The sequence below is a fragment of the Pontibacter liquoris genome (genome assembly GCF_022758235.1).
Lineage (GTDB): Bacteria > Bacteroidota > Bacteroidia > Cytophagales > Hymenobacteraceae > Pontibacter > Pontibacter liquoris.
The window spans coordinates 43,766-57,317 of record NZ_JALEBG010000001.1 but is presented as its reverse complement, the minus strand read 5'-3'; the positions used below and the strand labels follow the sequence as shown (position 1 = coordinate 57,317).

The 13,552-nt window shown below is 52.3% G+C and carries 8 protein-coding genes; 3 read left to right on the top strand and 5 right to left on the bottom strand.

Annotated features, from left to right (window positions below; translation table 11 throughout):
* Window positions 1–6: 6 nt before the first annotated feature.
* Window positions 7–1,263 (top strand): transcription termination factor NusA, encoded by a 1,257-nt coding sequence (gene nusA / locus LWL52_RS00195; RefSeq protein ID WP_242916108.1) that lies wholly within the window; start codon window positions 7–9, stop codon window positions 1,261–1,263.
* 114 nt (window positions 1,264–1,377) lie between these two features.
* A complete protein-coding gene (infB, locus tag LWL52_RS00190) occupies window positions 1,378–4,449 on the top strand; it encodes a translation initiation factor IF-2 (RefSeq protein ID WP_242916107.1) in 3,072 nt (1,023 codons plus the stop codon).
* A 120-nt stretch (window positions 4,450–4,569) separates the two neighbouring features.
* On the opposite strand, the gene LWL52_RS00185 is transcribed toward infB, so the two are convergent.
* From LWL52_RS00185 to LWL52_RS00165, 5 genes are all read right to left on the bottom strand, one after another.
* Window positions 4,570–4,869, bottom strand: a complete 300-nt coding sequence (locus LWL52_RS00185) for an antibiotic biosynthesis monooxygenase family protein (RefSeq protein ID WP_242916106.1) — start codon at window positions 4,867–4,869, stop codon at window positions 4,570–4,572.
* A gap of 66 nt (window positions 4,870–4,935) precedes the next feature.
* Entirely contained in the window at window positions 4,936–9,033 is a 4,098-nt protein-coding gene (locus tag LWL52_RS00180) for a chemotaxis protein CheB (RefSeq protein WP_242916105.1), read from the bottom strand.
* Between the two features lie 57 nt (window positions 9,034–9,090).
* Window positions 9,091–10,644: a GAF domain-containing protein gene (locus tag LWL52_RS00175; protein WP_242916104.1), complete on the bottom strand. Its 1,554-nt coding sequence runs from the start codon at window positions 10,642–10,644 to the stop codon at window positions 9,091–9,093.
* 370 nt (window positions 10,645–11,014) lie between these two features.
* Entirely contained in the window at window positions 11,015–11,362 is a 348-nt protein-coding gene (locus LWL52_RS00170) for a hypothetical protein (RefSeq protein WP_242916103.1), read from the bottom strand.
* Between the two features lie 92 nt (window positions 11,363–11,454).
* On the bottom strand, window positions 11,455–12,420 hold the full coding sequence (locus tag LWL52_RS00165; RefSeq protein WP_242916102.1) for a DUF3078 domain-containing protein: 966 nt from the start codon (window positions 12,418–12,420) through the stop codon (window positions 11,455–11,457).
* 330 nt (window positions 12,421–12,750) lie between these two features.
* Here LWL52_RS00165 and LWL52_RS00160 point away from each other — a divergent pair, with 330 nt between their 5' ends.
* Window positions 12,751–13,533: an enoyl-CoA hydratase/isomerase family protein gene (locus tag LWL52_RS00160; protein WP_242916101.1), complete on the top strand. Its 783-nt coding sequence runs from the start codon at window positions 12,751–12,753 to the stop codon at window positions 13,531–13,533.
* Window positions 13,534–13,552 lie beyond the last annotated feature (19 nt).

Genomic DNA, 13,552 nt, shown 5'->3' with positions numbered 1-13,552 from the left:
AAACTAATGAACAGTTCAGTCCTGATCGAGTCGTTCGCGGAATTTGCGAAATTCAAGAACATAGACCGCCCTACGATGATGCGCATTCTGGAGGATGTATTCCGTACCATGATCCGTAAAAAGTGGGGTACCGACGAGAACTTTGACATCATCCTGAACGTGGAGAAGGGTGACCTGGAGATCTGGCGTAACCGCGAAATCGTGGACGACAACTCTGAGGACATCTGGGATTATGATAAAATCAGCCTGACGGATGCCCGTAAGATCGAGCCTGATTTTGAAGTAGGTGAAGAGGTGTCGGAGGAAATACAGCTGGAAGACTTCGGCCGCCGCGCCGTGCTCACAGCCCGCCAGACGCTGATCCAGCGCATCAAAGACATGGAAAAGGAACTGCTGTTCCAGAAGTATAAAGACCAGGTGGGCGAGATCATCTCCGGGGAAGTATACCAGGTATGGAACCGCGAAGTGCTGCTGCTCGACCAGGAAGAGAACGAACTGCTTATCCCTAAAGGCGAGCAGATCCCGAAAGACCGCTACCGCAAAGGCGACCAGGTGCGTGCCGTGGTACAGCGCGTGGAAATTGTGAACGGAAACCCTAAGATCATACTTTCCCGTACATCGCCGGCTTTTCTGGAGCGCTTGTTCGAAAACGAAGTGCCCGAGATCTTTGACGGCCTGATCGCTATCAAGAAGATCGTGCGCGAGCCCGGCGAGCGTGCCAAGGTAGCCGTAGAGTCGTTCGACGACCGGATCGACCCGGTAGGTGCCTGCGTGGGCATGAAAGGTTCGCGTATCCACAGCATCGTGCGCGAGCTGGAGAACGAGAACATCGACGTGATCAACTACACCGACAACCTGGAGCTATACATCCAGCGTGCCCTTAGCCCGGCAAAGATCAGCAGCATGAAAATTGACGAGGAATCCGGTCGCGTATCGGTGTTCCTGAAGCCGGACCAGGTGTCGTTGGCTATTGGCAAAGGCGGCCAGAACATCAAACTTGCCAGCCGTTTGGTTGGCCTGGAGATCGACGTATTCCGTGAGTCAGAAACGTTTGAAGAGGATATCAACCTGGATGAGTTCTCAGACGAAATAGAAGGATGGGTAATTGAGGAGCTTCACCGCATTGGCCTCGATACTGCCAAGAGCGTGCTGGCCGTAAGCAAAGAAGACCTGCTGCGCCGCACCGAGTTGGAAGAGGAAACCATTGATGATGTGCTCTCTGTGCTCCGCGAAGAGTTAGAGGAAGAAGAAGATAACCAATAGTTGTGAGTTGGCTGCTGTTGCTGTAATTTTGAGAAAAATATGAACGGCGCAGCCCTTGCAATGGGTTACCATTACAAGTAATTAAGAATAAAAAAAGAGACAGCATATTAGAACATGGCAGAAGAAACAACAAGGAGGCTTAAACAGGTTGCGACTACTTTAAACATTGGTACTTCCACCATTGTGGATTACCTGTCTGCTAAAGGTTTTGACGTGGAAAACAAACCGACCACCAAAATCACGGCAGATCAGTTCAATATGCTGGCGAAAGAATTCGCGTCCTCTCTGAAAGACAAAATAGAGGCCGAAGAATTAAACATCGGCAAGAAACCGCAAAGCAACCAGGTTATCGAGTCGGAGGCCCCGCTTCACCACGAGGTGAAAAAGCCCGCAGAACCGGAGCAGGAGATCCTGATCAAAACGGTGCATCAGCCCAAAGCAGAAGCTCCGCAGCCCAAAGCTCCGGAAGTTCCGGCCCCAGCAGCGCCGCAGCCTGCAGCCCCGGCTGTGGAAGAAGCCCGGCTGCCGGGTATTAAGGTACTGGGCAAAATAGAGCTGGATGCCAAAGGGCGCCCTGTTCCGAAAAGAACAGAGCCCAAGGCCGAGGCTCCTGCCCCAGCGCCAGCTCCGGTTGCCCAGCAGCCAGCGGTAGCTGCACCTGCGCCAAAAGAAACACAACAACCGGTAGTAGCCGAGACCAAACCTGTTGCGCAGGCACCAGAAGTAGCCCCGGCACCACAAAAAGAAGAACCAGCTACGCCTCAGGCAGAAGCGCCGTCGCAACCGGCTGCTGCCGAGAAGCCTGCTGAAAAGCAGCCCGAGGCACCTGTACAACCGGCCCCGGCACCAACTCCTGCAGCTCCGGCACAACCTGTAGCCGAAGCACCTGCAGATAAAGAAAATCAACCAATAGAAACAATTACAGCAAAAGCCGATCAGCTGAAAGGCCTTACGGTGCTAGGCAAAATAGAATTGCCAGTAGAGTCCCGTAGAAAAGGTTCCAAGCCGGTAGCATCTTCCGACGAGAAGAAAGGCAAAAAGAAAAAGCGCAAGCGCATTATGGTGGCCACAGAAGGTGGCCAGCCAGGACAAGCACAGCCCGGCCAGCAGGGTCAGGCACCGGCAGCACCCGGCCAGGGCAATAACCGCCCTATCCGCCCAATGGTGCAGCGCGAACAGCGTGGCGGTGGCAAACCGGCAGGAGGCCCGGGAGGACCAGGTGCTCCGGGCAAAGGACGCCGTGATACGGTGCCAGCCCGTGCAGATAAGGCTGAAGTAACAGATAAGCAGATCCAGGAGCAGATCAAAGCAACGCTGGCGAAACTGAGCGGTGGCAAAGGTGGTGGTGGCAACCGCGCCAAGTACCGCCGTGAAAAACGCTCGGCTATTGCAGATGCGACCGAAGAACGCCGTATGGCAGAGCAGGCAGAGTCTAAGACACTGCGTGTAACCGAATTCGTATCGGCCAACGACCTTTCGTCGCTGATGGATGTGAGCGTGAACGAAGTGATCAAGGTATGTATGCAGCTGGGCATGTTCGTTTCGATCAACCAGCGCCTGGATGCCGAGGCTATCACCATCATTGCCGATGAGTTTGGCTATAACGTCGAGTTCATCACCTCTGAAGATGAGCAGGCCCTGGAAGATATCGGCGAGGAGAACGAGGAGGACCTGGAAGAACGCGCGCCTATCGTGACCATCATGGGCCACGTAGACCACGGTAAAACCTCCCTGCTCGATTATATCCGTAACGCCAATGTAACAGCCGGCGAAGCAGGTGGTATCACCCAGCACATCGGCGCTTACAAAGTAAAAACGGAAAGCGGCCGTGCGGTTACGTTCCTGGACACACCTGGTCACGAAGCCTTTACAGCGATGCGTGCCCGTGGTGCCAAAGTAACGGACGTGGTTATTATCGTGGTAGCAGCTGACGACTCGGTGATGCCGCAGACGAAAGAAGCCATCAACCACGCGCAAGCAGCCGGGGCACCGATCATCATTGCCCTGAATAAAATTGACAAGCCAGGTGCCAACCCGGATAAAGTTCGGGAAGAGCTGGCCCAAATGAACATTCTGGTAGAAGAATGGGGTGGTAAATACCAGGCCCAGGAAGTATCGGCCAAAACCGGCCAGGGTGTACCTGACCTGTTAGAGAAAGTATTGCTGGAAGCCGAATTACTGGAGCTGAAAGCCAACAAGAACAGAAATGCCGTTGGTACCGTGATCGAAGCCTCGCTCGACAAAGGCCGTGGTTACGTAGCCACGATGCTGGTACAAACCGGCACGCTGCATATCGGTGATATTGTACTGGCGGGTTCGCACTATGGCCGTGTAAAAGCCATGACCGACCACCGCGGCAAGAAAATGAAAGAGGCCGGCCCATCTACGCCTGTGCAATTACTCGGTTTGGATGGCGCGCCGCAAGCCGGCGACAAGTTCCTGGTAATGGAGTCGGAGCGTGAGGCCCGTGAAATAGCTTCTAACCGCACACAGGTACAACGCGAGCAGAACCTGCGTACCCGTAAGCATATTACACTGGATGAGATCGGTCGCCGTCTGGCTATCGGATCGTTCAAGGAACTCAACGTGATTGTACGCGGCGACGTGGATGGCTCGGTAGAAGCCCTTTCCGATTCGTTGCTGAAGCTTTCGACCAGCGAGGTGCAGGTAAACATTATCGGTAAAGGCGTAGGTGCCATCTCAGAATCCGATGTGCTGCTAGCCTCTGCCTCCGATGCGATCATCATTGGCTTCCAGGTGCGTCCTTCGGCCAATGCACGTAAGCTGGCCGAGCAGGAGCAAATTGATGTGCGCCTATACTCGATCATCTACGATGCGATAAACGAGGTGAAGGATGCCATGGAAGGTATGCTGGCTCCAACGCTGAAAGAGGAAATTACAGGTAACGCCGAAGTACGTAACGTATTCCGCATCACCAAAGTAGGTACCATTGCCGGTTGTATGGTAACAGACGGCACCATACAGCGTAACGCCAAAGTACGCCTGGTGCGCGACGGCATTGTGGTGCACGACGGCGAGATCCTGGCGCTGAAGCGTTTCAAAGACGATGTGTCCGAAGTGAGACAAGGTTACGAGTGCGGTATTAGTCTGAGGGGATACAACGAGATCCAGGAAGGCGATATCATCGAAGCCTACGTAGAGAAAGAAGTAAAACGTACTTTGTAAGTATAAACAGAAGTAAAAACAAAAACCCCGGCTGCGAAAGTAGCCGGGGTTTTTGTTTTTAAAATGATCAGGTCCAAGCCGGGAAGGCGGGCAGAATTTCTGCCGGTTTATACTTGTGTCCTACTTGGCAAAGCCATCGAAGTACTGCACCTTGGTGCTGCCGGGCACCAGGCGCAGGCCGGCGGGTATGCCTTTGTGCGCATCCTGGTACTGGTGGCTTTTATACCATACCTGAAAACTGGGCTGGTCTTCCCAGAAGGTCATGAGCCATATCTCATTCGGGTTTTCCTGCGGCGACAAAACTTCCATCCGCACAAAGCCGGGGGCATTATCTACCATGTGGGGCCTGTTCACAAAGGCTTCCCTTACTTCTGCTACTAATCCGTTTGCAATGGTGAATGTACTTAAAGCGATAAACATCTTTCTATCAATTGGGTAATTGCTGCTATCCGGCTAAAGGGTAGCGGCAGAATTCATTTTCAGTAATTAAATTTTAAAGTATAGCTTGAACGTGGTTCCCTGGCCTTCGCAGCTTTCTACCTCAATTTTGCCTCCGGCATTATCGATCATGCGCTTCACAATATAAAGTCCCATGCCGGTGCCTTCTACATGCGCATGGAAGCGCTTGAAGAGGGTAAACACTTTGGAGAGGTTATCACTGCTGATGCCTGAACCGTTGTCCGTTACCGAAAGGCAAACGTAAGGCCCTGTTTCTTCTGTTTTCAGCTGAATTACCGGCGTGCGCTCCTCATCGCTATACTTCACCGCATTGCTGATCATGTTGTAAAGGATGCTGTAGAGGTTTTTCCGTGAGAAATTAATTGCAGGAGCAGCCTTGAAATCGATCTGCAGCTGGGCGTTCTTTTCGGAAAGCAGCCCTTCCAAATTAGTCAGCACCTCGTCCACTATCTCCTGCATTTCCACCTGTTCCGCCTCGCCGTCCACATCGCGTTGTACCTTGGCAATGTCGGTCAGGTCCTTGATCACTTTCTGGAAGCGGCTGATCGAATCTTTCAGCATCACAAACAGGGGCTCTGTCGGTTCGCCTTCCAGCGGTCCCGACTCCTTGATCTGATCTTCCAGCAGCAGCATCAGCCCTTCGATATTGGCAATAGGCGCCTTCAGGTCGTGCGAGGCAGTATACACAAACGTATCCAGGTCTTCGTTCACTTTCAGCAAATGCTCATTCGCCGATTGCAGCCGTTCCTGGGTTAATTTCAGGTCCGACAGATCAATAAAAGAGCCCAGTACGCGGTAAGGCGTTTGATACTCGTTGTGCAGAATATGTGCCCTGTTCGACACATAGGCATAAGAGCCATCGGAGCGGGCAATCCGGTACTCGTCCGACCATTGCTCTTTGCCGAAATTAATGGCCTGGTTTATACCTTTCACAATCCGGTCCTTATCGTCAGGGTGGATCTTGTCAAACCACCCCTTTGCCCCGCTTTCGATATTACTCGGTTCAAAGCCCAGTACGGTGGCAAGGCTGTCGCTCCACCAAAGTTTATTTGTAACGATGTTCCAGTCCCAGACCACATCATTGGTAGCCATCGATACCAGCCGGAAGCGTTCTTCGCTGGCTGCCAGTGCCTGGGTGCGTTCTGCTACCCGGTTCTCCAGCTCATTGTTGAGCCTGATAAGGCTTTCCTCTGCTTTTTTAACTTCCTCGTAAGCGAGTAAAACCTTTTCTTCGCTGTTCTTCTTCTCGGTAATATCGGCCAGGGTCACTGTTACGCCATCGCCCATTTTCACGGCCACGATCTCGTACCAGGCTTTGTGCTCCAGTAGCGTAAGCTGCTGCTGGATGTGCAGCGGCTTTCCGGTTTCCACTACGCTAGCATACTTTTTAAACAGGCCGCTCTTTTTCAGGTAAGGCAATGTAGCCAGCACACTGTTGCCTGCTAGCTCGGCAAAGTGTTTCCCGATCATTTCCTCCGCCTTGCGGTTTAGCAGGTTCCAGGCAAAGTCTACAATCTCGTGATTTTCATTCCGGACGGCCTGGAACGCCATGATGCTGCTCAGCGAACTGTTTAAAACACCCTGCACAATGTTGCTCAACACTTTCATGTTGGTTACATCCACAAAGCTCAGCACCACGCCGTCCTTGTTGCCATCATGCTTCAGGTAGGGGATTATGCGCATCAGGAAGAACTTCTCCCCCTTGGTCTCGATCTCTTTCTCCACCTCCACCGACGTATTATTGACCTGCTGTATGTCCTGGGTCAGGTTTGTGTATTTCAGGTTATGAGACAGGTGGTGAATCGGCCTTCCGATATCGCTTGGGATGATGTTGATGATCTCGCTGGTAGCAGGGGTGAACTTGCGGATTACCAGGTTATGATCCACAAAAAGCTGCCCGATGTTGGAGCTCCGAATGTAGTTATCCAGGTCCTCGTTCAGCTCCTGCAGCTCTTTTATCTTCAGCTGGTGCTCGGTATTAACGGTATGCAGCTCTTCATTCAGCGACTGCATCTCCTCATTGGAACTTTGCAGCTCCTCGTTGGAGGACATCAGCTCTTCGTTACTAGACTGCAGTTCCTCGTTCGCGGCACTCAGGTCCTGAACCGTGAGCTGCAGTCCTTCACGGGCCTCTTTCAGCTCGGCCTCCATAGCCGTGAGCTGCTGGTATAAATCAGCATCCACCACTGCGCCCGGTTCAGCCTGTTTCACTTTCGGCCCTGTCGGGGCATGTTCCTGCAAAAGGATCAGAATGACCCGGGGCTGGTTCTTGTCCGCTTCAATGGCTTTGATGGAGACCTGCACCAGGGATTCCTTTCTGCCCAGTTTCACCACTACCTGGCGGCCCACCACCCGTTGGTTCTGCTTCAGGGCTTTGCGGATGCCTACACTTAGCACAATGGCCAGTTCCTCGGGCACCATTTTGAGCAGGTTGAAATGCAGGCGCTTGCTCGGGAACTTCAGAAAACGGCTGATATCGCCGATTCCGTGCAGCAGCTGGTAATTTTCATCAATATACAGGCCGGTTATTTTAAAGTCTTCGGCCATAGCATCCATAAAGGATTCGTTATAGCGGGCCTGTTGCGTGATCCTGGCGCTCAGTTGCGTATCAGGCGCCGACACAGGTGAATAGTCGGTTACCCCATAGCTTTGCTGCAAGCCCCGACTTTCCTTTATCTTCTTAAACAGCTTCCATTTGCGATTCTCCTCCGAGAAAATAGCCCCTATCTCCCCGATCTGCTCACTGGGGCCCAGCAATAGGTAGCCGTGCAGGTTAAGGGCAAAAGAAAAGAGGCCGAGCACCTTTTTCTGAAGCACCGGATTGAGATAGATCAGCATATTGCGGCAGCTGATCAGGTCTATCCGCCCAAAAGGAGGATCTTTCTGTAGATCATGTTGCGCAAAGATCACCAGCTTCCGGATCTCCTCGTTCACAATGTAGCGGCTGCCCTGCTGGTAGAAGAAGTGCTGCAGCCGCTCGGGTGTTATATTTTTAGCAATAGAGAGCGGATAACTTCCTTTAGAAGCCTGGGTGATAGCCCGCTGGTCGATATCGGTTGCAAATATTTTGATAAGCGGCTCACGCCCCAGTCTCTGAAAAGCTTCCCTGAAAAGCATGGCAACAGAGTATACTTCCTCGCCGGTGCTACAGGCTGTGACCCAGATCTTAATAAATTCATCTTCGGGCTTTGCCGCAATGATCTTGGGGATAACCTCGTGCTCAAGCATGCTGAAGGCTTCCGGGTCGCGGAAGAACTGGGTAACGCCAATCAGGAACTCCTGGCAGAGCAGTTTGATCTCCGCCGGATGTTCATGCATATAGGTCAGGTAACCCTGCATCGACTTGATCGTGAGGTGATCCATGCGCTTGCGGATGCGCCGGTAAATGGTGCCCTGCTTGTAGTTTCTAAAATCGGTCTGCGTATGGGTACAAACCAGGTCCAGCACCTCCTGCAGGATCTCCTCCTCGTCCCCTTCGGCCTCCCGCTCGATCAGTGATTTGACCAGGGGAATCTTTTGAGTATAGGTGATGATCTCGCCCGGCATCAGAGCCGGCGAGAGAACGTAATCCGCGCAACCAGCCTGGATAGCGCTGCGGGGCATACCATCGAATTTAGCAGAGGTTGGGTCCTGCACCACCACCATGCCGCCTGCCTTTTTAATAGCTTTGGCTCCTTTTGTGCCGTCTGTTCCGGTACCTGATAACACCACTCCGATTGCATAAGGGCCAAGATCTCTGGCCATCGATTCGAAGAACACGTCGATGGCGAAGTTGGGCTCCCGGTTACGCGCTTTCTCAGTCAGGCGCAGGCGCCCGTGCTCCAGGGTCAGCTGTTTTCCGCTGGGCAGCACATACACACAGTTGGGGCGGGTGTGCATGTTATCTTCCGCTTCCTGCACCTGCATGCGGGTGTGCTTGGAAAGCAACTCGGCCATCAGACTTTTGTGGTCGGGCGAGAGGTGCTGTATAATGACGAAAGAAAAACTCGAGTTATTCGGGAAATGATCGAAAAGCTTATGAATGGCTTCCAGCCCGCCTGCGGAGGCACCAATTCCTATTAGGTAATGATCTGTTCGGAGCGTTATGTTAGACTGATCTTTCTCCTCTAATGTTGTACCGGGCATTGACAAAACAAGTAACGGGTATTGAAATGAGCAAAGTAGATAACAGGGGGCTTCCCCTTAATAGCGGTCTCTTAAGATCTTCTCCAACACAGCATTGCGCAACGCTTTTGCCGCGTCCATTTCTTCGGCATACCAAGGCAGCGAGGTATTTTTCACAACTTCCTGGTAGCTGGCAAAAGAGTTGCGGGGATGGTACGTTTTGCCATCCGGCTCTATTTGGATTGCCTTGTCGGGGTTTCCTCCCCAGCTAACGGTTTGCAGCACCTCGGCACGGAAGCCCAGCAGGTATTCGCCCTGGTCCGGGTTGATCGGCAGGGAGATCAGGCCGCTCGCAATATCTTTATAAACCAGGCTTTGGCGGTAATGTTTGGCCAGGTTATCGGTCGCAAAAACTTCGCTTCCCTGGTTATGGCGCAGCCAGAAGGTGAGCTCTTTTATACTTTGCCTGTCGGGCACCTGCCCGCTGGTCTGTAGCTCGCCATCATAGCTAATGGCCACGCCGGTTAAGCCAAGCAGCTCCGCCACATTGGTTGCGCCATTTAAAAGCCCATCCGCCAGGTCGGTGCCGGAATAGAGCCTTTCGAGCAACTGGGCGTGCATGCCTTTGAGCCTGGCCTGGTACAGAATGCCGCGCTCCCGCTCTTTTGATGCTACCTGGGCAGAGACAATACCCGTTAACAGTTCTAAAGCGGAACGAAGCTCATAGCTTGGGTAGAAAGGCGCCTTGTGGTGGCAGGAAATCAGCCCCCACAACTTGTCATCAATGATCAGGGGCAGCGACATAGACGCCATCACGCCTAGGTTGGCCAGGTACTCCAAATGCACGCCTGCCACGCTGCGCAGGTTGCAATCAGCCAGGTCGGTGAAGCGTTGTGTGAGCGGGTTTACGATGGGCAGCAGCCGGACGGGCGTATAAACGCGCGTCGGAATAAGGCGGAAAGGATTTTTGAAGTATAATTCCCTCGCTTGCCGGGGCACATCGGATGCCGGGAAACGCAGGCCCATGTAATCATCCATGTCAGCCTCTTTGGCCTGGGCTATCACACTGCCGTTCCACTGCGGGTCAAACCGGTAAACCAGCACCCGATCCAGGCCTGTTATCTTTTTGATCTCGTCGGCGGCAATCTGGCCCACGTCTGCCAGGGTATCGGCCTGCTTGAGCAGCGAGGTGATATATTTTATCTGCTGGTAGAGCCCGGTAAAAGATTTCTCGGCACTCGGCTTGGTATCTTCTTCGAGCTCTAGCAGCACGTATTCTTCTTTGGTATGGATGAGGGCTGTGCAGGCAAACTCCTTGCCGCCCACAGCCAGGGTAAGGCTCATCGGAATCTTATCGTAGCGGCTTTTGCTTTCGATCTTCGCTTCCATTTCCTGGAACTGCCGGGCAAGCACAAACGCAGCAAGGGGTTGGTCGAGCAATTCTTCCAGCGGCACTGCAAAGTAGTCTGTTGCATTCTCGCTTACCTGCACCAGGCGCAGCTGCTTGTCGAGCACCAGCAGCAGGCCGTGCGGCTGGATCTGGTTCACTAAGTTAAGGGGTATACTTCCGCAAAACTCCGAATCGTAATTCTTGCCTGTATTGACAGGTACGGCTGCAGCATTGTTTTCCATAGGGTGATCGGAGTTGTTTAAATAGGTGGTAGTATAAAGTATAAAATTGGCCAGACTGAAAAAACTAACATTTCCGGAGGCATCCACACAGGCCCTTTACGGTGCCTTTTTGTTTCTTATCGGCTTGTTCTGATACTTTATTTCAACCTATAAGTTGCCTGTTTACACGCGCACAGGTGGCTGTATGGCGTTCGGTTGCGGAGAGCACGACACAGCAAAGGCGGGGCAGGCGGTGTAATTCCAGGACAAAATGTGCCCATACTTGCGGCAGGGCAAGGAACAGCGGCCCTGTTCCTTTAAACAAATATAAGCAAACAGGGTGTTTGTACAACAGCCTGTTTGCTTATATTTGTTTAAAGGGTGCTCCGGATTAGTGTCTTGCCCGGTTGCGCTTCAGCATTTTCTTATCCCGCTTGTGCTTGCGCTGCATCTCTTTTTCCTGTTTCAGGATAGCCTTCATTTTGGCACTATGCTTGATCCGCTCTTTGGTAAACCGGCTTTGTTTGCCCGTTTCATAGGCATTCCAGCGTTCATCCAATCCTGCGGAGCGCTTGCCCACGGCATCCGTCGTGGCGCCCTTCTCTTCGGTACGGGAGGTTCCCCAATACTCGTCCTTAGAAGACGATGACGCGGAAGTACTGCCCTGGGTCTGGGCACGGGCATCGGAAAAAGCCAGGATGCCTCCCAACACGAGCATCGAAAACAGGAATTTCTTCATATCTAGCAGATTACAACAACTATATAACGCAAAGCAGCGCCTAAATTATACTTACATCGTTTTTAACAAGACTATATACAATAAAAGTTCGGCTATTCAAATTTGTAGGATAGCCCGATACCCAGCGTTTCTTTCAGTTGCAGGCGCGGACCGCTGCCGTCCGCCTGCCCGTCCTTGTTCCGGTCAACGGCTACGTTCACATCATCGTCGTAGATGAGGTGCACAAACAAGCTGGCGGCAATAAATTTATTTACCTTGAAGTTGACCATATTCTCCCAGTTCACATCCACGTTTTTGAGGTCGTTGAGGTAATTGGTAAACAGGTCCAGCTTCGACTGCAGGGTCACGTTCTGTACAATCTCTTCTTTGTAGCGCACATTCACGTAGCCGCCAAACTCTTTACGCAGGTGCTTGCCGGTGCCGGGCACAGGGTCTCCCAACATATCCTGACGGGCTCCCTGCACGCCAAAAGCGCCTTTATCGGCCAGCACTTGGCTTTTAACAAACGTAAACTTGCCCGTTACCGGCGAAATAAATACGGAAAGCTTGTCGTTGGGCTTGTAGTCCATCCCCAAGGAGGCCAGCACAAAAGCCGGCGACAAAAAGTCGGAGATCAGCGTATCGCGGGTTACGGTGGAGGTGGGCGTAAGTTGTGTTTTAAGATTCATCTGCACCGTATAGTACCAGCGCTCCGAGGCATTATGGCCATACTTGAGATTGAGCTCCATCTTATCATCGCTTTTGCGCACCTGCTGGTTCTGCAGCTTTACCGTGCCGTAGGTGATATCCAGTGCGTTGTTCCAGGTATTTTTGCCCTGCTTATAGTTGGCATACAGGTTGGCAATGCCCAATACCGATAACGCGTTCTGCCCGCCTGCTGCCCAGTTGCTCAAACTTACCTGGCTAAAGTTAAGGGTGCCCACGCCTCCGAAATCCCAAATATTCACAGTGTCAGCTTGGAGGGTGTCGGCCGGTACGGTGATCTGCGCCCAGCTCCTGGCGGTGCTTCCAAATAAAAAGATAAAAACAAAAACGATCGTTCGTAAAACGCTATTCATGTAAAAGTATAGGGTGTTAAAGTAGTTAAAGTATCGAGGTGTTGTGTAAACAATTTTCGGTGGCGGCAGCATTTCCCTTTCGCTTACAGTTCGCTCCATCCGCAATAGGCTGCAAGTAAAAGGCGCCTGGAATTACTGCAAAAAGCCGGTAGCGGGGAAGCTAAAACAGCAGCTTACGTAAAAGTATAATTAACCGTTGGGCGCCACCTTTGCCTGTTACCTGCTCACCCCCTGCTACGGCCCTGCTGCCAATTAGCTGTATCAGGAGTTAACAAAATCATTATCTTTGCGCCTGAAAAACAGATTTTAACCTGCGTTGCAACTCAACCTATGGCTCCATACGAAAACCTGCTGCTTGACCTGAACAACGGCATTTTAACTATCACTATCAACAGAGCGGATAAGCTTAATGCCCTTAATATAGATACTATCAGGGAAATTAAAAATGCCGTGCAGCAAGTATACGACGATGTAAACGTGAAAGGGGCTGTGTTTACAGGCGCCGGCCAGAAGGCCTTTGTAGCCGGTGCCGACATCTCGGAGATAGCCGAACTGAGCGAAGTAAATGCCCGCAGCTTTGCCGAGCGGGGCCAGGAAGTGTTCAGCATGATCGAGCGCTGTAACAAGCCCATTGTTGCGGCTGTAAACGGCTTTGCCCTGGGCGGCGGTTGCGAGCTGGCCATGGCCTGCCACATCCGTGTTGCCAGCGAAAACGCCCGTTTCGGCCAGCCCGAAGTAAATTTAGGATTGATCCCGGGTTATGGTGGCACCCAGCGCCTGACGCAGCTGATTGGCAAAAGCAAGGCCATGGAACTGCTGATGACCGCCGACATGGTGTCCGCCGAAGAAGCCCGCCAACTTGGACTGGTTAATTACGTGGTGCCCCAGGAGCAGCTGATGGCCAAATGCCAGGAGCTGCTCGAAAAGATCATGGGCAAGGCGCCGCTTGCTATTGGTCTGGTGATCGAGTGCGTAAACGCCGTGTATGACAAAGACGAAAACGGCTTCCAGACCGAGGCGAACTCGTTTGCCCGCTGCTGCACTTCCGAAGATTTTGTGGAAGGCACCAATGCCTTTCTGGAAAAGCGCCGGGCTGTCTTTAAAGGCCTATAACCTTATTTTGCATTCCCCG